Genomic DNA, 23,900 nt, shown 5'->3' on the forward strand with positions numbered 1-23,900 from the left:
AACTTTAGCTCTGAGTGCATTGTAGCCGGATTAACGCAGCGTAATCCGGCTACAATGCACCACTAAATAATCGAGGCTACTTATATCATCCAATCTGCAGTAATGAAATATCAGCAACTCCTTGCAATAAATCCTGTAAACATGCCAAAAGTGCTAAACGGTTGGCTTTTATTGTTTGATCCTCAACCATGACCATTACTTTATCAAAAAACAGATCGACCGGTTCCTTAAGACTGGCAAGCAATTTCAGCAATGGACTGTAGTCAGTAGAACGGTATAAAGGTTCTACCGCGCGTGCCACTTGATTGATGTGAATATATAAAAACTTTTCGGGCCCCTCCTCAAGAAGGAGCTCGTTTACAGGCGACAATGTTTGTCTTCCTGCTTGGGAAAGTAAATTGTTCACCCGTTTGCATGCAGCAGAAAGAGAAGCGGCTTCGGGCAATTTGACAAATAACTGTAAAGCAGCCAGACGTTTATCCAAATCATACAACCAATCATCCTGACGAGCGCGTACTGCATGGACCAAATCAACACTTAAGCCTTGACTTTGGTAATAGGATTGCAAGCGTTCCAGGATAAAAGATTTCAATTCATCCAGTAAATTGGGTTCAACGGATATACGTTTTCCATAATGAACAATCGCTTGCTCAATTAATGTACTTAAATTGAGCTGTGCTGGTGTTGCAATTAATAAACGGACAACAGCCAAAGCATGACGACGCAATTTGAATGGATCTTTTACCCCTGAAGGTCTTTGGCCTATGGCAAAAATACCAACCAAAGTATCGATTCGATCTGCTAAAGATAAAGCGAGGCCCAAATCAGATTCAGGCAAGTTATCTGCAGCGAAACGAGGCATGTATTGTTCATTTAAAGCGTGTGCAACAAACTGATCTTCACCATCATTCAGTGCGTAATAATATCCCATTAACCCCTGCAACTCGGGAAACTCACCAACCATTCCGGTCAACAAATCACATTTACTCAGTTGTGCGGCACGTTGCGCTTGATTGATATTTAAGTGTAAAGCCGAACTTAAATAGGTCATCAGGGCTTCAATTCGTAACGCTTTGTCCCGTAAGCTCCCCAATTTTGCTTGGAAAACAACCTGTTCTGTACCTGCAATATGCTGGCTTAAAGGCAGTTTTTTATCTTGTCTAAAAAAGAACGCGGCATCACTTAAGCGAGCACGCATCACTTTTTCGTTTCCTAAAATAACTTGTTTTGGATTGGAGCTGGCAATATTAGACACTGTAATAAAATGAGGCAGTAACTTCCCCTCTTTATCCTTAAGTGCAAAACATTTTTGATGCGATTGCATCGAAGCAATTAATGATTCGGCAGGAACTTCGAGGAACTCTTTTTCAAAATTAGCCATCAAAGCTTGGGGCCATTCAACAATTGAAGCCACCTCTTCAAGTAAATCCTCTGGCATGATCGCTGTCGCTTGAACAGATGCAACCAATTCCTCTACCTGTTTTCTAATCATTTGTTTTCTGATTGTAAAATCAGCAATAACAAAGGCTTCTCTCATCTGTGATTCATAGCTTTGTGCTGAATTAATTACAATGGGTTGCGGGTGGTGAAAGCGGTGCCCCCTACTGTTGCGATTACTCTTAATGCCCAAAATAGAATGTTCAATTACTGTATCGCCATAAAGCATCACGGCCCAATGAACAGGTCGGGCGAATTCTTCATCCCCGGTTCCCCAGCGCATGGGTTTAGCAATCGGCAAAGCAGCTAAAGATTGACCTATTAAAACAGGTAATAAATCTTTGGTTTTATTACCCTGGCTTAAGGTTTCATAGACAATCCAATCCCCTTTATCCGTTTCGATTCGAGAAAGTTTGTCTACGTCCACACCACATGACTTCGCAAAACCAAGTAAGGCTGCTGTAGGTTTTCCATCCTTGTCATAAGCCGCATTGAATGCCGGTCCTCGGCGAGTAACGCTTTGACTTTTTTGTTCTTCTTGCAAATCAAAAATTGCGATTGCGATACGTCTCGGTGTGGCAAAACGTTTTACCTCGCCATACTCTAATTGGGCTTTATCCAATGCAGCTAATAACTGATTCGCAAACTCATCAGCTAAAGGCCAAACCGAACCAGAAGGTAACTCTTCACAACCTAATTCAAAAATAAAATCATTGACCATCACACACCTTTTGGTTAAGCATAGGAAAGCCCAAAGCCTCACGCGCTTGATAATATGCTTGCGCTACAGCTCTTGATAAATGTCTTACGCGTAAAATATAGCGTTGACGTTCAGTAACGGAAATCGCTTTGCGTGCATCAAGTAAATTAAACGAATGGGATGCTTTGATTACCATTTCATAAGCGGGAAGTGGTAATTGTAACGCAATTAACTTTTGTGCCTCAGCCTCATAATAATCAAATTGTTTAAATAATTCGTCAACATTAGCATGCTCAAAGTTATAGGCGGACATCTCTACTTCATTTTGATGAAATACATTACCGTAAGTTATTATGCCATTTGCTGTATTACTCCAGGGAAGATCGAATAGATTATCTACGCCTAGGATATACATCGCCAAACGTTCTAAACCGTAAGTCAACTCACCGGTTACAGGCTTACATGCCAGACCGCCTGCTTGTTGAAAATAAGTAAATTGGGATACTTCCATTCCATTTTGCCAAACCTCCCAACCTAGGCCCCAAGCACCTAAAGTTGGTGATTCCCAGTTGTCTTCAACAAAACGAATGTCATCAGTCAAAGGATCCACACCTAGAGCACGTAATGAGTCTAAATATTTATCCTGTATGTCTAAAGGTGATGGCTTAAGGACCACCTGAAATTGATAATAATGTTGTACCCGGTTTGGATTGTCTCCATAACGGCCATCAGTGGGTCTCCGAGAAGGCTGTACATAAGCTGCCGACCAAGGCTCAGGGCCTATTGCTCGTAAGAAAGTAGCCGGATGAAAAGTACCCGCGCCAACTTCCATATCAAAGGGTTGTAAAATGACACATCCTTGCGCAGCCCAATATTGCTGCAAAGTGAGAATAATATCCTGAAATGTAGATGGTTTTGTCATGAAAATCTCAATGTAAACTGGGTGGAGCGAATTGGAACCTGGGAAATTGGTATGCAAAACCCAGGCTAGGGTCTATTTAAAATTCTATCTTGTGCCACAATGGCTTGATTTATGCCATCCGATACTCACACAACGCCCCTTCATCGGAGCCTAGCGAGAAGCCTCCAGACTGTAGCACAATGTTACACTCGGAGATCCCTCGCGGTGCTCGGGATGAAGGGAGGCATTTCTATGCTCTAAAATTCACCATTTTAGCTCAATCTAGTAAAATGTAAACAGCCCCTACTTCAGTAGTTACCTACAATTAATTATGAATTACCTGCTGCTTTCTTAATTAACTCTTGCAGTGACTCTTCACTAGCAGCACCAGGTATAAATGAAGGTTCAGAACCTGTTTTAAATTGTCCATTTGGAGTTGAAGCAATTATAAATGCAGGTGTTCCCATCAAGTGTAATTTTTCTGCTAATTCACGGTTTGCATCTAAAATAGCAGTCACTTCTTTGCTTTGCATATCAGTCTTTAATTTCTTCATATCCAAACCTAAAGACTTTGCAGTAGCCATAACAATTTGATCATTTAAGCGCTTGTCAATACCAATCAATGCGTTATGCATTTCTTGATATTTACCTTGCATACCAGCAGCTAAAGCAGCTCTGGAAGCCAACTCGGAGCTCTTACCAAAAATTGGGAACTCTTTATAGACAACACGTAGATCACTGTCTTTCTTAATTAAGCTGTCAATAATAGGTGACATTTTTTTGCAATGGATGCATTGGTAATCAAAGAACTCAACAATAGTCACATTACCTTTTGGATTACCTACAATGGTCGTTTTACCTAAAAACAATTGATCAGTATTTTCTTTAATTGCAGATTGTGCTTGCTGCTGCATATTTTGTTGTTGTTTTTGTTGCAGCGCTTGCGAAGCTTCCAAAAGAACTTCTGGATTAGCTACTAAATAGTCATGCACCACTTTTTCAATTTCCTTTTTTTGTGCATCAGACATAGGAGTTGTATTATTGGTATCTGCTGCCATAATTGCAGGTGATACTAAAGATGCTGTCAGCGCTCCTACTGTCAATAAATTTGTAAATTTCACACAGTTCCCCTTATTTAATAGTTAACATAATACCAACAACTTTCCAACCGGCACCCTAGCATCCGCTTCAAGAAAATTCAATAGGGTCCGTTTACAATTCTACTATCTTGGCAAAAATGACATGGTTTCAGTACTCTTACGTTCCTTTGAATTAGGTCACTGTGCCTCTACAGCTAAATTAGCATAGGCTAAAACCAGCCACTTAACACCATGCTCTCTAAATTTTACTTGAACGCGGGTATGCGCACCACTTCCCTCAACTGCCAAGACCACACCCTGGCCAAACTTAGCATGGGTTACACTTTGTCCCAAAGACAATCCCGAAGTTTCTGCTTCTGGCATCACTGTGGGTTTATTTCGAGAAATAACAGGAGATTGAAATTTCGCTTTGACACGAACTTCATTAAGTAATTCTTGAGGCAGCTCCCTTAAAAAACGTGAAGACCGATGATACTCCTCTCGCCCATATTGCCGTCTTATTTCAGCATAAGACAAAACCAATTTTCGCATAGCGCGCGTCATACCCACATAACATAAACGGCGTTCTTCTTCTAAACGTCCAGGCTCTTCCAAAGACTGTTTTCCTGGGAACACCCCTTCTTCCATTCCGACTAAAAAAACTATAGGGAATTCAAGACCCTTAGCAGCATGTAGGGTCATTAAATGAACATAACGCTCATGTTCTTCTGCCTGCATTTCTCCAGCCTCCAAAGAAGCATGTGCTAAGAATGCATTGATTAAAGGAATTTCCTCATCGTCCTCTTGTTCATAGCGAAATTGTTTTGCTGCATTGATTAATTCTTGGATGTTATCAAGACGGGACTCTGATTTATCCCCTTTGATTTTGCTGAAATGAGCATACAAACCACTCAGCTGAATCACTACAGATAACTGCTCATCCAACTCCATTGATTGGGTATTTTGCTGCAATTGTTCAATTAATTCGATAAATTTCGACAATGCAGAACCCGCACGCTGAGCCATCTCACCCGATTGTAATAAGGCTTTAGCCGCATGCCATAAAGAGCATTGTTCTGCTTTCGCATAATGACGCAAATCATCAAGTGTCTTTTCACCAATACCTCGGGTTGGAAAATTCACAACGCGATCAAAAGCGCTATCATCGTGAGGGTTAACCAATAAGCGTAAATAAGCTAAAACATCTTTGACTTCTGCTCGATCAAAGAAACGCACCCCACCATAAATACGATAGGCAATCCCTGCACGCAACAATGCCTCCTCTAAAACCCTGGATTGGGCATTGGAACGATATAAAATAGCAATTTCATCAGCACTTCCCCCCTGATTGATTTCCATCATAATTCGTTCGCAGACAAAGCGTGCTTCTTCAAGCTCATTAAATGCTCCGTAAACTAGAATTTTTTCTCCAGTTGCCCCATCCGTCCACAAGTCTTTCCCCATCCTCGAATTATTGTGCGTAATGAGTGCATTTGCGGCGTTAAGTATGGTTGCTGTAGAACGATAGTTCTGCTCCAAACGGATAATTTGGGTATTTTTAAAGTCCTGAGAAAATTGCTGAATATTTTCAACTTTAGCTCCACGCCAACCATAAATGGATTGATCATCATCACCCACTGCCATAACAGCCGTATGCTCGCCTGCGAGAAGACGTATCCATGCATACTGAATCGTATTCGTATCTTGAAATTCATCTACTAATATGGCTTGAAAACGTTGACGGTAATGATTAAGAATCTCGGGGTTATCGCGTAATAGCTCATGAGTCCGCAATAATAATTCTGCAAAATCAATCACCCCTGCAGTCTGACATGCTTGTTCGTAGGCACTATAAATATTGAGCAAGGTTTTACCAGGGCCGTAAGGCAAAGTATGTACGTGTTGAGGTCGTATTCCTTCGTCTTTGCGCCCATTGATAAAAGATTGGGCCTGTTTCACTGGCCATTGTTCGGGATCAAGGTTCAATGAGGCAATAACTCGCTTTATAACCCGCGCTTGATCTTCAGAATCAAGAATATGAAATAATTCTGGTAAATTTGCCTCTTTATAGTGTCGACGAAGTAAACGATGGCACAACCCATGAAAAGTTCCTACCCATAGCCCCAGTACTGGAGTACTCAAGATACTATTTAACCTCGCTTTCATTTCGCCGGCAGCTTTATTGGTAAAAGTTACCGCCAAAATTCCATGAGACGAGATATGCTCTTCTTCAATAAGCCAAGCAATGCGACTGACTAAAACTTTCGTTTTGCCACTTCCTGCTCCAGCAAGGACCAGCGTATTACCAAGTGGGGAGGCAACTGCTTCGCGTTGTCGCTCATTCAGTCCTTTAAGAATTGCAGCAAGAGTCATAAATAAATCCCAGGAAAAAATATGGTGTATTCTATTAAGAGATCCTACTATCTCGCAAGCGAAAGAAAATAGAAGCTATACTAACTTTAAGTATAAACTTGTTTTATAGGTAAACCTAGAAAAAGCAGTTGTGGTTGTGGTCACTGCCATTAAGTTCCTGCCTACACCCCGCAGCTTGTCCGCGGGACGTAGTTCCATACGATTATCGCTGAACTTATTGATGGTAGAGGCTGTTGTAATCTGTTTTTCCAGGTTAAAGTGAATACTTATTGCTTTCAAGCGCGCCACAGCGCAAAATAAGGCAATAAGGTAAAACAAACTTCCTAAAGGACTATAATGCACTCACTCTATCCATCAATTAAACCTTATGCGCAACATGAATTAAAAGTTAGTGCACTACACACTCTTTACATTGAAGAAACAGGAAATCCTGAAGGATTGCCTGTTGTCGTGTTGCATCCAGGCCCTGGTGCTTCCTCTGGTGATGGTTATCTTAGACGCTTTTTTGATCCCCAGCATTATCGAATCATAATTTTTGATCAACGCGGCTGTGGACGATCTACACCACATTTGGAAGTTCGTGAAAATACAACCAGTTTATTACTGGATGACATCGATGCCATCCGCGATTTCTTAGGCTTATCCGAATTTGTATTGTCTGGTGGAGGATGGGGTTCTTTGTTGGCTTTGCTTTATGCGCAAAAATTCCCTCAACAAATTAAAGCGTTGCAGCTTCATCAAATTTTTTTAGGAAGGCAACAAGATATTGATTGGTTTTATAAACATGGAGCGAACCTGGTTTATCCTGATTATTGGAAAGAATTTATTAGTAGCGTTCCTGAAAAGATGCTGGAGCAAATTCCCAAGTATTATGCCAACTGTTTGCAAGGCCCCAACGAACTGGCACGTATGAGTGCTGCAAAAGCTTGGGCCTTATGGGAAGCACGTTGCAGCAGTTTGCAACCTCATTTATATGTTATTGATCAATTCAGCGATCCACATTTCGCCCTAGCTCTTGCAACATTAGAGTCCCATTACATCAACAATCATTTTTTCATTGAAGAAAATCAGGTCATAGCGAATGTTCATAAAATAAGACATATTCCAACATATATCGTACACGGCCGTTTTGATTTAATCTCTCCATTGGCTGGTGCCTTCGAACTTCATCAGGCCATACCAGCATCCAATTTAAGAATAGTTCGTGATGCAGGACATTCCGATAGAGAATCAGGTATAATTGATGCCTTAATTTATGCAAGTAAAGAAATTTCCAAACAAGGGCTTGATGCATGTTGATTGTAATTCAAAGGGTGACACACGCCCGAGTCGATATAGAGGGAGAAACTGTCGGCAAAATCGACCAGGGTCTTTTGATTCTATGTGGTTTTGAACCTGAAGATTCGGAACATAATATTAATAAAATGTTAGATAAATGCATCAACTACCGAATTTTTAGTGACAGCCAGGGTAAGATGAATTTAAGTCTTAAAGAAGTTCAAGGTGGTTTATTATTAGTGCCACAATTCACTTTAATGGCTGAAACTCAAAAAGGATTGCGCCCAAGTTTTTCTAATGCAGCATCTCCTGAGCTTGGCCGACAACTGTTCGATAACCTATTGACTCGAGCCTCTCAATTATACCCTCATACACAAAGCGGATGTTTTGGTGCCGACATGCAGGTTCATTTATGCAATGATGGCCCTGTTACTTTTTTGTTAAAGTTCTGATCACCAGGATTTTTATATAATTCGCCAGGCAGAATCGCGCGATCCCAAGCGTAGTCAGGATCTTGTGCCACAGATGGAGATCCCTTCCTCGGGATGACGGGATACGCTCTAATTATAAATAAAATATCAGCGTTAGTCGGAGTCACTATAGATTGTTTGCAAGAACATCAAACTCGTGTAACATCTTCGAATAAGTTGAATAATAAAAAAAATCATGCGCTTAAATTCACTAGTTATCAGTTTGACCGGTAGCCTCGTTTTAACTGGTTGTGCCTGTAAGGGGACTAATCCCGTCGATCCTTTCGAACCTTTTAACCGAAAGGTATATAAGTTTAATACAGTATTTGACAATGTATTTTTAAAACCTCCAGCCAAAGTATATCGAGCAGTGTTACCTGCACCAGTACGTAAAAGTGTCAATAATTTTTACAACAACCTGGATCTCATTCCTACTGTAGGTAATGATCTTCTCCAAGCTGAAGGAAAATGGGCAATCAGAGACTCATGGCGCTTTATTATCAACTCCTCTTTGGGTGTGGGAGGTTTATTCGATGTGGCAAAAACTTTTGGTTTACCCCCCCATTCAAATGATTTAGGTCTTACCTTAGCTAAATGGGGAGATAAGAATTCGCCCTACCTAGTTATTCCTTTACTGGGTCCAAGTACTCTAAGAGATGGTGCTGGATGGTTATTCCAGTTTGCCTTGTACAGTCCCTATGTTTACATTCATGATGATACGGTAGTCTATAGTTTATTAGCGCTGCGCTATATCGATTTACGCTCACAACTGTTAGATACCGATCGTATAATGGATGAAGCATTGGATAAATATGCCTTCATGAGGGATGCATACCTACAATACCGTAATCATCTCATTGCAGGTGCTCATCTAGATACTGGCACGCTGTATGTTGATGATAAAAAAGCAGCTCAAGAAGCTGCTGCTGAAGTAGGTAGTGACTACGTCGATGAATAATATGTAGCCTGGGTGAAGCGGCAGCATAACCCGGGGTTCATAAGCAAAGGTTCGAAATTTTTTGCCCACATCGCGAGCATAGCGAAGGATGCCAATCAGAGCACCGAGCTAATGCGCGGAGCTCCCTTGGGATGACCGGTGCGGTGCTATAGGCTTATCGGTAAGTTGTGTATCCGATCTAAGCACGGCATATTTTCTGCAGGCACTTTAGGAAATCCCCAGCAATATCGAGTTTTGTTTCAGCTTCTATTTCACGCAAGCAAGTTGGGCTAGTAACATTAATTTCCGTTAAATAATCACCAATCACATCAATGCCAACAAAATATAAACCTTTGGCCCTAAGAGTGGGGCCTATTTGCTCGCAAATCCATCTATCCCTTGGGGTAATAGGTACTACTTCACCACGAGCGCCTGCAGCCAAATTACCTCGCAAATCACCTTCCGCAGGAATTCGTGCCAATGCATAAGGAACAGGTTCACCATTAATTAATAAAATGCGTTTATCACCTAAATTTTTTATTTCATGAATGTAACGTTGGGCGATAATGGTTTGCGTTTGATTTTTAGTTAAGACTTCTAAAATAACCGCCAAATTTTTCCCTTGTTCATCGACATGGAATACAGAGTTCCCTCCCATCCCTTCCAAGGGTTTGAAAATAACTTGTTTGTGCTCCTCCCAAAAAGCTTTCAATCGTTTCATATTTCGCGATACCAGTGTCGTTGGGCAGCACTGAGGAAAATTTAAGGTAAAAAACTTCTCGTTCGCGTCACGTAAACTTTGTGGTTTGTTTGCAACAAGAACACCTTCACGTTCTGCGAGTTCCAAGATATATGTGGTGTAGATGTACTCTATGTTAAAAGGAGGATCTTTGCGCATCAGAATGATATCAAGCTCGCTCAAAGGCATTTCATCTAACGCTTTGATCGTAGCCCAATCCTTGCTGAGTACATCTCCGATACTTAAATCATACACTTGTGCAAAAGCACGCCCTTCCTTGCAAAATAAATCTTCCTGTGTAAATACAACACAGGACCAACCCATCTCTCGCGCTTTCTTGATCATAGCAAGAGTTGTATCTTTATAAGGTTTTAGCTGATTTAGAGGATCCAGTAGCACGCCAAGCTTCATTACTCACCCCCAATAGCCGCTATTTCCCTGGCTGCAGCAAGTGCGGCCAATCGTGCAATCACTCCATAAACATAAAAACGATTAGACTCATCCACCTCAGTTAAGTCATCACAAGGCATATTACACGCTTGAGCAAAAGCTAAGGGTTCAAAATGCATGCCTGGTGCGTTTAGGTTTTCATCGATCCCACGCTCTTTATGTACTCTGTAAAATCCACCAACAACAAACTGGCCAATCATGTAGACAACAGGTTCAGCAACAGAACCATTGGGCATGGTTTCAAAGGTATACACCCCTTCTTGGATAATAACTCTGTCTACTTTACGACCGCCTTTGCTGGTCGACATTCGAGTACGTTGTTTTCTATTTAATTGGCGCACCTCTTCTGCTTCATGCACCATCATGACGCTCATGCCGTAGGTACCATTATCTGCTTTAATCACAACAAAAGGTTTCTCTTTTATCCCATATGTTGCGTATTTATCACTCATCAAAGTGAGAATTTTATCCACTTCGATTGCTAAACTATCTATCCCCTCCTGTGCCATAAAATCCAAACCTTCAAGAGCACTAAAATAAGGATTAATTAACCAGGAATCCATCCCTACAAATTCAGCGAAGTCTCTAGCAACCTCTTCGTAAAAATTAAAATGGCTCGATTTTAATCGTGAAAACCAACCTAATTGTGCTGTGGGCCTTATTTTTTGTTTTATTCCTTGCAAAATCTCAGGAATTCCTTGGGACAGATCATTATTGAGCATGAGAAAACATGGGTTAAAATTAGTCAACCCCACACGGTCTCCTTGACGTTCTATAGGCTCTAATAAGAGGCTTTCGCCACTTTCAAGAAAAACTTCTGTAGGCTCTTTAATCTCAGGATCCAAACTGCCTATACGTACCACAAAACCAGCTTTTACAAAAATAGTTCGCAATATATTGAGACTTTTTAAATAGAACTTATTACGTGTATGACTCTCTGGAATAAGTAAGATTCTAGTGCAATCGGGAACATAATCGATGAGCACAGACTGCGCAGCCTGAACACACAAGGGCAGAAATTCTGGATTTAGATTATTAAACCCTGCCGGAAACAGATTAGTATCAACAGGTGCTAGTTTAAATCCTGCATGTCGTAAATCAACAGATGAGGTTAAAGGCGGTGGAGTGTCTTTCCATTGATGCCTAAACCAAGATTCAATCGCCGCTATTTGATTTAATACAATTTTTTCCACATGAAACAATGGTCCAGAATGTGCTGTGGTCAAATGAGGAACAGGGATTTCATGAACATTCATGCTTTTTCTTCTCTTTTTATATTTTTGACGATGTTACCGGGGTTAACACAGAAATAAAAGATCTTATTCATTTTCTGTTATTATATTGTACGTTAGATCTTTATGTCTGACCCAATCCTTTATAGCGGGAGATACTGCGAAAAAATGGGGTGTTAGACTCAAAAGTTAACAAACATTAAACTCTTGCATCATGTGTAGATTGTGATGCAGGTTATGCAAGAGTGCTATTGATTAACAAAACAAAAGGAACTGATTCATGATCAATGAGCTAGTACAACAATTTTCCACACAGATACAAACTTTTTTATTTATCATGATGCTTATCAATGGCATTTTGCATTTGATTTTTGCTGGTGCAGTAGCCCATGATGCAGGGAATATGAACCAAACAGGACAAAAAACTGTTTTAGTCTCTGCAGCGACCTGGGCATTTGCCACCTTGATAGGTGGTGTTTTCACAGCAACAATTTATTGGTTGCTGCATCATTCCACATTTACACGACCAACAATAAGAGAGGTTCGTTATGACCAACCCTAAGATCCAAACTATTGATGTACATCAACTAAAAAGAATGATGGAAACTAATCCCAATCTTTGTTTAATTGATGTTCGAGAATTAGACGAGTGGCAAGAGTTTCATATAGCTGGAGCATGGCACATCCCTAAAGATACCATTGCATCATGTATTGCTGCGAAAATCCCAAATAAAAATCATCCTATCTATTTGCACTGCAAAGGTGGAGTAAGATCCTTATTCGCGGCCCAAGTATTAATGGATTTGGGGTACCAAGAAGTTTATTCTGTAGATGGTGGTATTATTGACTGGGCAGTCTCAGGTTATCCTATTGAGCAACAGAAAAAAATCTCGGAACCGCAATTATAATTCTGTATTAGCTTTTGTCCCTAAATTTTCGACCTGCCACCCCGATTTGTTCGGGGGGACATCCGCGGTATCCAGGAGAGCAGCGCTATAACACTAGACCGCGGACTTAGGCAAAAATTTGGTTATAAAACAGGTACAGGAAGATGAGCTAGTTACATTGCACTGATACCGGTTCCCTAGCCTCTTCAAAATACTCTTTACTCGCAGCAGCATCAGATACAGGAAGAGTAACCTCACTCGGTGTAAAAAATCCCTGGTTTTGCCTGATTTTTTTATCAGATTCTTTTAACTGTGATTCTTTAGGCTTCTCAATCTGGCCCAATTCAGAGGCTTTTAGATCTTGTTCTTTGGCTTTTTCAATCTGTTCCAATTTAAGGCCTGCTATTTTTTTAACCAAATCTTTTAGTACTGTTTCTACCTTATAATTCTTAATTTTTTGGCTTGAGAATAGCTGTTTGCTTTTGTCCAAATAACCGTTACTCGAATCCCCATCAACATATACATGTGCATGCATAAAGCTGCTTAAAGCCTCATACATTTCAAGTAAATTTTTGGAGTCAGGGAAGTTTTCTCGATCAAGATTAAGGGAAGTTGTTAATTGATTATATAAAGTACTGTTCTCGGGAGACAAAAAAAACGAAGTTACAGTGCCTTGATAACTAGCAAAAATTTGATCACGAATATAGAACGCAGCGGCATATAGAACAAGTGTCTTATCATGACTAGTGGATTTATCAAGACATGCTAGAACTTTAAGTAAGTACTTACATTGAATTGCTCGTTCAGGATGGCTAACAGAAAGAGATCTTAACGCCTGAGGCAAATTTTTTTCATCCAATTTATGTCTTTTTACTTCAGTTGCAATACTCTCCCTGATGTATTTAGATAATAAATCATATTCCACATACTTAAAACCCATTTCTGCTCTCCTTAAACTCCATGAATCGGGATTAGTAAAATTTACTTCAACGTGAGCAGTTTAAACTAATTAATAATGCCAGTCATGCATTTTGTTTTTACTACTTAATTAATTTTTATCATTAAAAGTCAATAAGATATCATAATTTTTTTTACTTTGTTTCAAAAAAAGAATCTTGAACTCAGTCTGCTAAAAACGATTTAATAAGTTGAAGGAGAACTAGAGCTTCTTTTTGGATTGCTTTTTTAAGCACCGTTGATTAATTTAACTCTTTTTGCCCTCGTCAGGATGAGTTATGAAAAAATACATCGGCTTTGTTTTTCTTGTTCTAAATTGTCTTAATAGCTATGCGCAAATTAGTCAACCCAAATTAGTCGTTCAACTGGTAATCGATCAATTACGTGGCGATTTAATTTATCAGCATCAACAACAATTTGGGAACGGTGGATTTAGTTATTTATTAAGTCATGCCATTGATTATCACAATACGCATCATCCCCATGCCAACACAACAACGTGTGCTGGACACGCAACAGTTGCAACAGGAAGCTTTCCAGCCTTGCATGGTGTCATCAATAATGAATGGTATGACCGAAAATCACAACAAATGGTTTATTGCATGGAAGACTTGCAAGCCAATATATTAAGAACACCCCATACACATACGGTCACTCCAGGACGTTCTCCTAAAAATCTATATGCCTCGACTTTAAGCGATGAAATAATACTCTCGCAAAAAGGGCGTGTCTTTGGAGTGTCCTTAAAAGATCGTTCAGCAATCACCCTTGCAGGGCATGCTGGCAAAGCATTTTGGTTTGATACGACAAATGGGGGGTTTATTAGCAGTACTTATTACTATTCTCAATATCCTCAATGGGTTAAAGATTGGAACAAAAAATACCATCCGAAAGACTACGATTGGACTCTTGCTCGCTCCAAGGCTGAATATCAAAATGCCAACTCACCAGTCTTCCATCACGAAGATGAACTTTTTGGTCAAACCTTTCCTCACCATGTAACACACTCCCCCAAGCCTGAATATTTTAAAGCACTATCTCGGACTCCAAAGGCGGATCAGCTCACTGCAAATTTTGCTGAGCATCTTTTAATTGAGGAACGATTGGGTCAATCTAATGGAAAAACTGATTATTTAGCGATTAGTTTTTCTGCTGTTGATGCGATTGGTCATCAATTTGGTCCTAATAGTCTCGAATCAGAAGACAATTTATTGGAACTAGATAAAACCCTAGCCCATCTTTTTGCTACCATTGACAAACAAGTGGGACTAAATAACACCCTTATTGTGCTTACCGCAGATCATGGTGTAAATGATGGACCAACCTATCTCAAAGCGCATCATTTCAATGAAATTGATCCTATTAATGTCCCTAAAATGGAGCAATACATTCGTGCTGTATTAAAAAAACAATATAAGCTGCCAGAACAAACACTGATGTCTATCGTACCCCCTTATATCTATCTTGATCATAAAATAATCGATCAGCATCAGTTGAAGCTGAACGAGGTGACACGCTCTCTTGCACAGGCTTTAACCTTAAGGCCTGGGATATTCAAAGCATTTGCATTACCTATTACTGGTATTGAAAAAGATTGGCTTAGCGCTAAAGTGAACAAAATGTATTATCCAGACCGTTCTGGAGATATTTACCTCATTCAGCCTCCAAATCAATCCAATGGAGCAAAAAGTAAGGATCGAGTTAGTCATGGTAGCCCTTGGCAATATGATAGTTATGTTCCTTTACTCTTTGTCCACCCCTATTTTAAAGCCCAACGTATTTTCCGGCCGACTAATACAACGGACATTGCCCCTACTTTATCCGCTGTGCTCATGATAAAAAATCCATCTGCCGCTGTTGGTCAGCCTTTGCAAGAAATAGTATCTGCTTTTCATTAAAGCCATCGTGGATGCCGCGAGGCGGCATCTCCGTTACTTTTCACCTGAGAACTGATAGAAAATCAGCTAAACTATATTTTAGAGTAAATTGTTTTATGTCCTCAAAAACCAGGCTGTTTAACAAGCAAACCCTAATAAAAGATTGAATTTGACACAAAAAACCTTTAGTATTTGCGAAATTTCTAGTGATATTATTATGAATAAACAAGCCATAATTATTGGGATTTCAGGCCCTTCTGCATCAGGTAAAAGTCTCTTAGCAAATACTATTGTTAATGAGCTTGGCTCAGAACAGGTAGTAGTTATTTCTGAAGATGCCTACTACAAAGATAATGGTCATTTGCCTTTCACTGAAAGAGAAAGAATAAACTATGACCACCCTGATTCTTTTGATCATGCTTTGCTTTGTGAGCATTTAAAGCAATTAAGGGAAGGTAGACCAGTTGAAATACCAATTTACTCCCACTCAAAGCACATGCGCTTGTCTGAAACCAGAACTATTGGTCAACATGCCATTATTATCCTAGAAGGCATTTTACTCTTCAGTGATAAAGAGTTACGAGAAATAATGGATATTCGAATTTTTATGTCTACTCCTCTAGACGTATGTTTAACCCGCCGTTTAAAAAGAGATGTGGTTGAACGACATCGGACGTTTGAATCGGTAGTACATCAATACGAAACAACCGTACGTCCCATGTATTTACAGTTTATTGAACCATCCAGTCGCTACGCTGACATCATTGTTCCTCGTGGAGGAGAGAACAGGATTGCTATTGAAATGATTCAAGCTAAAATGCGTGAATTGTTAGCATCACACACTAATTAATTGAGGAGAAAATAGTGGGATTTTTAGCGGGTAAAAAAGCACTCATTATTGGTCTTGCAAGCAATAGATCTATTGCTTACGGCATTGCCAAAGCATTTCATGAGCAAGGAGCTGAATTAGCATTTACTTATCAAAATGAACGTTTAAAAGAACGCGTCGAGTCAATGGCAGCTGAATTCAATTCCACACTAACCTTTCCTTGCGATGTAGCTCACGACGACGAAATTCAAGCTCTTTTTTCCAATCTCCGCAAACAATGGGATCACCTGGATATCTTAATTCATTCAGTTGCTTATGCCCCAGCAGATCAAATTAGTGGCGACTTTGTAGAATCTTGCACTCGCGAAGGTTTTAGAATTGCTCATGATATCAGTGCATACAGTCTAATTGGTCTGGCACAAGCGGCCTTACCCATGATGGAAGGAACTGAAGGTTCTCTTTTAACACTATCATACTATGGCGCCGAAAAAGCAGTCCCTAACTATAATGTTATGGGTGTCGCTAAAGCAAGTCTTGAAGCTTCTGTACGCTATTTAGCTGCGAGTTTGGGACAAAAAGGTATCCGTATTAATGCCATCTCTGCAGGCCCTATCAAAACACTTGCTGCAGCAGGCATTAAAGATTTTCGTAAAATACAAAGTGCTTATGCAAACATTACTCCTCTCCATAGAAACGTTACTATCGAGGAAGTTGGAAATACTGCTGCATTTTTATGCTCTAACTTGGCCTCTGGGATTACAGGCGAAGTAGTTCATGTTGATGCAGGTTATCATGCAGTATCAACTATGAGTGATATCAGCTAATCTTTTTTGACCTCTCCTGCAATTGGGAGAGGTTTTAGTTTATCGAAAGAACTTGATTCTCTCGAAGACCAAAAATGAGTTAATTTTTAGGATCCGTCCATATAAGCTCCCACCCTATTCAAATAACATGCTCTATTATTACTTTCTTTTTAACCCCTATTTATAAGCTATTCTTTACTCAAATAATCAAAAAACTCATCATGCATCAGATCACTAGATTGCTACCATTTATTTGGGCTAATTAAATCAAGTAAATCCCCAAAATAGTCGCTCCATATTTCCCGCACGCCCCTACCCTAAAGCTCTTTATAAATTTTTGCCTGCATCATTCGTTATCAGTTAATAGTTATCTAAATATTTAAATTACTATCAATTAAATCAATTATAAATCTTCTTGATTAATTATTGCTCATTTAGATGATATAATAAACTTATGCAAACCAAAACACATAGCCCTTTATTGTTCAGTGTTGAGCAAGATTAATTATGAGGAACATTCTATGGCACCACAACCAATCAGCAAAGAATATTTAGATAGAATGCTTGATGAAGTAGGTCATAATACACAGCAAGGAAATAACCTACAGTCTCTCGTTAAAAGATACAATGAAGCAATATTCGAATTAGGTGAATTAAAAAGAAATCTCGAATGGAAGCATATACTCGAGCCAGATGCGTTTAAGGCCGCGGAGCAAAAACTTATATTAGCAGGTAAAAATCTAAAATCAGGTCATGTATTAGACACCAAATCATCCAGTTGGGTGAAACACATGCAAGAATATGACCAAATTGTAGCAAAACTTAAAGAGCATAAAATAGATCAAACGATCAAACAAAAATTCAGCGACTATTTTAAGGATCCTGATCACAAGAATAAAGCTGATGAATTCATTGAAGCATACAATAAAAAACTTGAGGTATTGGAGCAAGAACGAGAAGAGTGGAAGCAAAAAAAAGATAAAAGTGGTAATTCTTTGTACGATCCAATCATGGAAACAGAGGTAGAAAAGCAACTTAAAATCGTACAAGCACATGTAATTCAAGCAATGCAAGCCACAACAGCAGCTGAAAAGGCAAGAAAACTTGGCCTAGCTAAAGAAGCACTTGCTGGAGTAGGACTTTCTTTAGCTGGAGCAGGTTTAGGAATGATCATTGCTGGATCGGGAGGCAGTGTAGTTCCTGTGTGGGGAACCATCACAGCAGGAATCATAGGAGGCATAGCAGGTGGAATCTATGGGGGAATAAGAGCTTACAGAGGTTATGAGATCGCTAAAGCAAAACTTCAAGCAAGAGTGGATAGGGTTTTGGGAGCAATCACGGAATACCCTAGTCTAGATGACTCTACGCCAATGAATAAAGGGGTAGCACAGCTGAAATCGCAAGATAATTTTGCTTGGCTGTTTGGAGGGCCTCGAGAAGCTGACTATAAAAGAATGCATAGAAAATACGTAAAATCTGGCAAAAAAATCGAAAAAAACGATAAAGATACAATAGATTTAATGCTACAAAGCAAATTTGCAGAGAGCAGAGGTGCTTATTTCCTTATGTTGGAGGATATGATTCGTGAGAATGCGGCAGATGCGGCCTTGCAAGTCGCTGCTGGCCTTACTCCAGCCCCCCCATTCGATCCCTATACCGCATTACTCATATCATCGCAATTTACTATCATGTGTACTGCTCAGATAGGAACGGCTCGCGCTATGGCAAATCTGGCGCCAATCGAGGGAATGCCATCGGGGCATATACCCGTGGGTAACAACAAAGATTTAATGCATAAAGCAGCCGCAGGGTTAGCGTCTAATGCTGAATGCTTAATTTCACTCGCGCATCAGATTACCATTTGTACAAATATAGAACAAGAGATACGAGTTGAGATGCTCACCGATGTTCATGCTGCGTTAGCATACACAATTGAAACCTATGATGAGTTGGTGTCAAAACACAATTTACCCTTACAAAAGGACCTGGTCGAAGCACTAAAAACGGGGATATCTGCAGATATAAAAAACAAAGGATTAAAAATAACAGTAGAAAGTGAAGAAATTACCGCTTCAGGGAACCAAAGTAAGCAAGAAAAAAAGGTATATAATGCAGGCGCTGCAACGCTTAAATATCTAAGAAGTGAGGCGCTACAAAGTTCATCATCTTCATTTCATCATCTGAAACCGCCCAAAATCATGGAGAGGCCGCACTTAGAAAAAGCACTTGAGGGGGCAGATTATTTCATGAATGTTACAGCCGGACCTGCGTTAGGAATCTACGCAATAAGTACCACCACCTTTAGCCCATATGTACTTAATCCCGAATCACCTCAAACAATTGAATTAGGACAAACAGGCACAACTGCAACAGGGCTTTCAGTAGGAATAACTTTAGGTGTATTAGCATTGGCATGCGGTGTGGGATCAGCAGTATGTGGCGTTAAAGCAGAGAAAGAAAGCGCAAAAATATGCATACTAGGAGATGTCGCTGAACGACGTCGTATTATTCACAGCAAGCTTCATAACCCTGAGCGAGGAAGTGCTGCATTAGCGCAACGTACAGATGATGAACTCCGCAATCTGCTTGATAATCCGAAACAGCAACTTCTATTACTAAAAACCCAAACGGTGGGTTTAGCAGTGCAAAGTGAATCGGCGCAGAGAGTCCAAGAATTATCCAAAACAGAACGGATATCACACCTAAGAAATGTAGGAATGTGGAAGGGCAAGGGACGCGAGTTGCACAGGCCTATAACACCTGGTCGTCAGAAATATATTCTTGATGTGATGAATGGTGGCTTAAAATGTGTCGTCGATCTACCTAATAAACTGAAGCATGAAATAGATGCCCTTGATAGAAAACATCCCAAATTACGTTCACAAGAGAAACACAAGGAAAAGATCAAAAATCTTCTTAAAGACACCAAAAAAGATATTGAACTGATGAAGCAAATTGTCGATTCACTTCATGGGTTACCTGACGGCACAGACCCGGAATTGATTAATAAGCTTAATGATGTACTGTTTCAATTACTCGCCTTATCGGAACATGCGCAAAGAGAATATCCTCCACATCAGTTGGATGTGTACTCGGAAGACCAGGAAGTCCATTATAGAAATAAACCTAGTGTAGCTGATTTTAAGATCATGGAATTTTATGATTTGATTGAGGAATTTAAAGCAAATATACCGGAAGGACCAAAGGACTTAAGAGGAAAAGCAATGGATAAGCTGGGACTATAATGTAACCATTAATGAGTGTTAGTATATTGAACTCTCTGGTAAAATTAAGTTATCTTACCATAGTTCAATATGGCTAACTCAAGGAGATACAACAATGAAGCCTGCGATAAATAAAACGAGTCTAGGTACTCCTGAAGAAATGTTATCAGAAATAGTTGAATGCTGCAGGAAAGGACATAAATGGGGCGTTAAGGCGATTCTTAAAAACATCAAAGAGGATGAACGTGGCGCGCTATTAAATCAACGCGATCGTTTTGGTGATACAGCACTAACAGCAGCTGCGGCTGGTGGTCACCATAGTTTAGTAAAATATTTATTGGAGATCCCAGGCGTTAATCCAAATGTAACGACAGAAGGCACAGGATTTACTCCTCTAATAATGGCTGCCGCTAAAGGATATAGCAATATGGTGGATACCTTGATTAAGAAACCCACGGTCAAACTAGAAATTAGAGATATGAATGGACTAACGGCCGCAGAAGAAGCGGAATACGCGAACCATTTAGATATCTCAAACACAATAATAAATAAAATGATGCCGTGACTCGTATCTGAAAGTTAGAATAGTGCGCCACCTCAAGTAGATCCGCTTCAACTTTTACACGTAGGTCCGTATTAGCATAAAGTAAAACGAGCGTGTATATAGGCTAATTCTGGATTACGACTAAGTCTAATCCAGTCCCTAAACCTTTAGTTGCCAATAAATGCTTAAGAAGTATGCTGAAATCGTTGTGAGCGCGTTGTATCGAGTTTTCTAGCGATAGATACAAGCAAATCGTTCAGCCTATCCGATATATTCAAGTAAAGACTTTATAAAAAATTTCAACCGACTAAAAACAGTCTCTAATTATTTTTGACCTGCTTTCGGGGAGGAAGGCTCTAAATCTTCAACTTCCAATGCAGTATCCTTTGGACCTAGATTATTTTTTTGGGCATCTAGTTCTTCAGGAAGATCGGTTGCACCAACGCGAGTGTTCAGAAGGGTCTCTAATTCCACTGGCTTATCGACTGAATCAGTTTGATTTTTGAGTTCGTTCTCTGCTTCTGCTTCTTTTGTCGCTTGTGATTTGATTGCATGCCACTTAAACTTAACCATAATACTCTCAAAAAAAATTATCTAAGGTAATTATAGTTCAAGCGTACTTATAAAGTTGAGAGTGAAATTGATTATTCAATTTCACCCATATTTTTATATATCGCATCCAACGCTTTTAATGACTCAAGCAAAGACTTCATTTTAGCTAAAGGCCAACTGTTAGGACCATCGCTCAAGGCCTTATCAGGATCAGGATGAGTTTCCATAAATAACCCTGATATACCTGCAGCTACCGCAGCACGCGCAAGCACAGGAACAAACTCACGTTGCCCGCCAGAAACGCCATTATTTCCTCCAGGTAACTGCACAGAATGTGTTGCATCATAAACAACAGGACATCCTGTTTCGCGCATAATCGCTAATGAACGCATATCTGAAACCAGATTATTATATCCAAAACTCACACCACGCTCACACGCCATAATCTGTTCATTACCACATGCTTGCGCTTTAGCAATCACATGCTTCATTTCCCAGGGAGCTAAAAACTGTCCTTTTTTGATATTCACGGGCTTATTCATTGACGCTACTTTTTGAATAAAATTGGTTTGTCTGCATAAAAACGCTGGGGTTTGTAATACGTCAACAACACTAGACACTTCCAATAATGGCGTATCTTCATGAACATCAGTTAACACAGGAACACCTACCTGCGTTTTTACCTTTTCCAAAATCGACAATCCCTTTTCAAAACCAGGCCCTCTATAACTGGATATAGAAGAACGGTTTGCCTTATCAAATGAAGACTTATAGATAAAAGGAATCTGTAATTGGCTGCATATTTCTTTTAAATATCCAGCTGTTTCCAGCGCTAACTCTTCACTCTCAATGACACAAGGTCCAGCAATTAAAAATAAAGGCTTATCTAAACCTACTTCAAATCCACATAATTTCATTTTTAATTTTTTCCTTGATGTTTCTCGCGAGCAGCAAGTACAAACTGTTTAAAAAGCGGATGGCTTGCTCTCGGAGTTGATGTAAATTCTGGATGAAATTGACAGGCTAAGAACCAAGGATGGTCTGATAACTCCACCATTTCGACTAAAGAATTATCTGCTGAGCGTCCAGAGATAATTAATCCATGATTAATGAGACTTTCCACATATTTATTATTTACTTCATAACGATGGCGATGACGCTCGATTATTTGTGGTTTTCCATAGACCTTACGCGCTAAGGTACCTTCTTCCAATTGACATAATTGGGCTCCCAAACGCATCGTACCACCTAAGTCAGCATGTTCATCACGAAGTTGTTTTGAACCATCTACATCCATCCACTCACTGATTAATCCAAGCACAGGATATGCAGTATTTTTATTAAATTCGGTGGAGTTTGCTTCTTTTAAGCCAACAACATTTCTGGCAAATTCAATCACTGCGGTTTGCATTCCCAAACAAATTCCCAAGAAAGGAACTTTATGCTCTCGAGCATATTGGATTGCTTTAATTTTACCTTCCACACCACGTTCCCCAAATCCCCCAGGAACAAGAATAGCGTCAATACCTTCCAAAATTGAAGAACCATGCTTTTCGATCAATTCAGCATCTAAATAGACGATATCCACTTTAGTCTGAGTATGAAGCCCAGCATGCAACAACGCCTCATTAATTGATTTATACGCATCATTCAATTCAATATACTTACCAACCATGGCAATTTTTACAGTCATGGTTTGTGTGGCTTTCATCGCCACAACGCGGTCCCATTCGCTTAAATCAGCAGGTTTGGCCTCCAACCCCAACTTCTTCACAACGATGTCATCAAGCCCGTGCTCATGTAATATTCTTGGAATTTGATAAATACTTGGCGCATCCTCAAGAGAAATAACTCCTTCTTTCTCCACATTAGTAAACAATGCAATTTTAGCTCGGTCCGACATAGGTAACGCTTTTTCTGAACGACAAATCAAAATATCAGGTTGGATACCTATAGAACGCAATTCCTTTACTGAATGCTGGGTTGGTTTTGTTTTCGTTTCGCCTGAAGTAGCAATATAGGGCACTAGTGTCAGATGGATAAATAAGGTTCTTTGCGACCCTAATTCAATACGCATTTGACGAATGGCCTCGAGAAAAGGTAATGATTCAATATCACCAACGGTCCCACCAATTTCAACCATTGCGACATCAAACCCGTCAGCACCTAATTTGATGCATCGCTTGATCTCATTTGTTATATGAGGAATAACCTGAACGGTACCCCCTAAATAATCGCCCTTTCTTTCTTTTTTAATAACGGTTTCATAAATTTTTCCAGAGGTAAAATTATTACGTTTTGTCATAGTTGTATTTACAAAACGTTCATAATGACCTAAATCCAGATCGGTTTCTGCACCATCATTGGTTACAAAAACTTCACCGTGCTGGAATGGGCTCATAGTTCCTGGATCCACATTAATATAAGGATCAAGTTTAATCAATGTTACTTTAAGACCACGTGCCTCAAGAACAGCAGCGAGAGACGCCGCTGCAATACCTTTTCCTAAAGAAGAGACCACACCACCTGTAATAAAAATAAAATTTGTCATAATTGACCTTTGTATCCTGCTAATTAAGTACTGTTCATAGAGAAAAAAATTGGTGTATGTAGGCAGATTATGGCTTAGCC

21 protein-coding genes are annotated in these 23,900 nt (G+C 39.8%); 10 read left to right on the forward strand and 11 right to left on the reverse strand.

Annotated features, from left to right (window positions below; genetic code table 11):
- Positions 1 to 85 precede the first annotated feature (85 nt).
- The 5 genes from glyS to ACF8MK_RS16045 all read right to left on the reverse strand — a co-directional run bounded on the left by glyS (position 86) and on the right by ACF8MK_RS16045 (position 6,832).
- Positions 86 to 2,158 (reverse strand): glycine--tRNA ligase subunit beta, encoded by a 2,073-nt coding sequence (gene glyS, locus ACF8MK_RS16025; RefSeq protein ID WP_392537496.1) that lies wholly within the window; start codon positions 2,156 to 2,158, stop codon positions 86 to 88.
- Positions 2,148 to 3,059: a glycine--tRNA ligase subunit alpha gene (gene glyQ / locus ACF8MK_RS16030; RefSeq protein WP_028382007.1), complete on the reverse strand. Its 912-nt coding sequence runs from the start codon at positions 3,057 to 3,059 to the stop codon at positions 2,148 to 2,150. Before glyQ ends, glyS begins: the two co-directional genes overlap by 11 nt.
- A gap of 308 nt (positions 3,060 to 3,367) precedes the next feature.
- Positions 3,368 to 4,159 carry a DsbA family protein gene (locus ACF8MK_RS16035; RefSeq protein ID WP_265702506.1) on the reverse strand — a complete coding sequence of 264 codons (792 nt, stop codon included), beginning with the start codon at positions 4,157 to 4,159 and terminating at the stop codon, positions 3,368 to 3,370.
- A gap of 156 nt (positions 4,160 to 4,315) precedes the next feature.
- Positions 4,316 to 6,490 (reverse strand): DNA helicase II, encoded by a 2,175-nt coding sequence (gene uvrD / locus ACF8MK_RS16040; RefSeq protein WP_392537497.1) that lies wholly within the window; start codon positions 6,488 to 6,490, stop codon positions 4,316 to 4,318.
- Positions 6,491 to 6,565: 75 nt separating this feature from the next.
- A complete protein-coding gene (locus ACF8MK_RS16045; RefSeq protein ID WP_392537498.1) occupies positions 6,566 to 6,832 on the reverse strand; it encodes a hypothetical protein in 267 nt (88 codons plus the stop codon).
- On the opposite strand from ACF8MK_RS16045, the gene pip reads away from it, so the two are divergent.
- The 3 genes from pip (at position 6,827) to ACF8MK_RS16060 (ending at position 9,196) form a co-directional block, all read left to right on the forward strand.
- Positions 6,827 to 7,789 carry a prolyl aminopeptidase gene (gene pip, locus ACF8MK_RS16050; protein ID WP_392537499.1) on the forward strand — a complete coding sequence of 321 codons (963 nt, stop codon included), beginning with the start codon at positions 6,827 to 6,829 and terminating at the stop codon, positions 7,787 to 7,789. The two genes, ACF8MK_RS16045 and pip, sit on opposite strands and share 6 nt — an antisense overlap.
- Positions 7,783 to 8,220: a D-aminoacyl-tRNA deacylase gene (gene dtd / locus ACF8MK_RS16055; protein WP_392537500.1), complete on the forward strand. Its 438-nt coding sequence runs from the start codon at positions 7,783 to 7,785 to the stop codon at positions 8,218 to 8,220. Before pip ends, dtd begins: the two co-directional genes overlap by 7 nt.
- Before the next feature lie 214 nt (positions 8,221 to 8,434).
- Entirely contained in the window at positions 8,435 to 9,196 is a 762-nt protein-coding gene (locus tag ACF8MK_RS16060; protein ID WP_392537501.1) for a VacJ family lipoprotein, read from the forward strand.
- A 178-nt stretch (positions 9,197 to 9,374) separates the two neighbouring features.
- Here the strand turns inward: ACF8MK_RS16060 and gshB are convergent, their stop codons facing one another.
- Both gshB and gshA read right to left on the reverse strand, forming a co-directional pair.
- Positions 9,375 to 10,325, reverse strand: a complete 951-nt coding sequence (gene gshB, locus ACF8MK_RS16065) for a glutathione synthase (protein ID WP_392537502.1) — start codon at positions 10,323 to 10,325, stop codon at positions 9,375 to 9,377.
- A complete protein-coding gene (gene gshA / locus ACF8MK_RS16070; RefSeq protein ID WP_265702516.1) occupies positions 10,325 to 11,620 on the reverse strand; it encodes a glutamate--cysteine ligase in 1,296 nt (431 codons plus the stop codon). Before gshA ends, gshB begins: the two co-directional genes overlap by 1 nt.
- A gap of 256 nt (positions 11,621 to 11,876) precedes the next feature.
- Between gshA and ACF8MK_RS16075 the strand changes: the two genes are divergently transcribed.
- Together ACF8MK_RS16075 and ACF8MK_RS16080 are read left to right on the forward strand one after the other, a co-directional pair.
- Entirely contained in the window at positions 11,877 to 12,158 is a 282-nt protein-coding gene (locus ACF8MK_RS16075) for a hypothetical protein (RefSeq protein ID WP_265702517.1), read from the forward strand.
- Positions 12,145 to 12,504 (forward strand): rhodanese-like domain-containing protein, encoded by a 360-nt coding sequence (locus ACF8MK_RS16080; protein ID WP_392537503.1) that lies wholly within the window; start codon positions 12,145 to 12,147, stop codon positions 12,502 to 12,504. Before ACF8MK_RS16075 ends, ACF8MK_RS16080 begins: the two co-directional genes overlap by 14 nt.
- 148 nt (positions 12,505 to 12,652) lie before the next feature.
- Here the strand turns inward: ACF8MK_RS16080 and ACF8MK_RS16085 are convergent, their stop codons facing one another.
- The gene (locus ACF8MK_RS16085) at positions 12,653 to 13,423 is read right to left on the reverse strand and encodes a hypothetical protein (RefSeq protein WP_392537504.1); all 771 of its coding nucleotides are present in this window, start codon (positions 13,421 to 13,423) and stop codon (positions 12,653 to 12,655) included.
- 295 nt (positions 13,424 to 13,718) lie between these two features.
- On the opposite strand from ACF8MK_RS16085, the gene ACF8MK_RS16090 reads away from it, so the two are divergent.
- The 5 genes from ACF8MK_RS16090 (at position 13,719) to ACF8MK_RS16110 (ending at position 20,738) form a co-directional block, all read left to right on the forward strand.
- Entirely contained in the window at positions 13,719 to 15,338 is a 1,620-nt protein-coding gene (locus ACF8MK_RS16090) for an alkaline phosphatase family protein (RefSeq protein ID WP_392537505.1), read from the forward strand.
- 196 nt (positions 15,339 to 15,534) lie between these two features.
- A complete protein-coding gene (gene udk, locus ACF8MK_RS16095; protein WP_265702523.1) occupies positions 15,535 to 16,167 on the forward strand; it encodes a uridine kinase in 633 nt (210 codons plus the stop codon).
- Between the two features lie 14 nt (positions 16,168 to 16,181).
- Positions 16,182 to 16,970 carry an enoyl-ACP reductase gene (locus tag ACF8MK_RS16100; RefSeq protein WP_028382020.1) on the forward strand — a complete coding sequence of 263 codons (789 nt, stop codon included), beginning with the start codon at positions 16,182 to 16,184 and terminating at the stop codon, positions 16,968 to 16,970.
- A 500-nt stretch (positions 16,971 to 17,470) separates the two neighbouring features.
- Positions 17,471 to 20,194, forward strand: coding sequence for a hypothetical protein (locus ACF8MK_RS16105; protein WP_392537506.1), 2,724 nt, complete (start codon positions 17,471 to 17,473; stop codon positions 20,192 to 20,194).
- Between the two features lie 94 nt (positions 20,195 to 20,288).
- The gene (locus ACF8MK_RS16110) at positions 20,289 to 20,738 is read left to right on the forward strand and encodes an ankyrin repeat domain-containing protein (RefSeq protein WP_392537507.1); all 450 of its coding nucleotides are present in this window, start codon (positions 20,289 to 20,291) and stop codon (positions 20,736 to 20,738) included.
- A gap of 303 nt (positions 20,739 to 21,041) precedes the next feature.
- Here the strand turns inward: ACF8MK_RS16110 and ACF8MK_RS16115 are convergent, their stop codons facing one another.
- From ACF8MK_RS16115 to ACF8MK_RS16125, 3 genes are all read right to left on the reverse strand, one after another.
- Positions 21,042 to 21,290, reverse strand: coding sequence for a hypothetical protein (locus tag ACF8MK_RS16115; protein WP_392537508.1), 249 nt, complete (start codon positions 21,288 to 21,290; stop codon positions 21,042 to 21,044).
- Positions 21,291 to 21,361: 71 nt separating this feature from the next.
- Positions 21,362 to 22,186: a 3-deoxy-8-phosphooctulonate synthase gene (gene kdsA / locus ACF8MK_RS16120; RefSeq protein WP_265702530.1), complete on the reverse strand. Its 825-nt coding sequence runs from the start codon at positions 22,184 to 22,186 to the stop codon at positions 21,362 to 21,364.
- Between the two features lie 2 nt (positions 22,187 to 22,188).
- Positions 22,189 to 23,820 carry a CTP synthase gene (locus ACF8MK_RS16125; RefSeq protein ID WP_392537509.1) on the reverse strand — a complete coding sequence of 544 codons (1,632 nt, stop codon included), beginning with the start codon at positions 23,818 to 23,820 and terminating at the stop codon, positions 22,189 to 22,191.
- Positions 23,821 to 23,900 lie beyond the last annotated feature (80 nt).

Origin of the sequence: Legionella sp. 227 (assembly GCF_043161935.1) — a bacterium.
Classification (GTDB): domain Bacteria; phylum Pseudomonadota; class Gammaproteobacteria; order Legionellales; family Legionellaceae; genus Legionella; species Legionella sheltonii.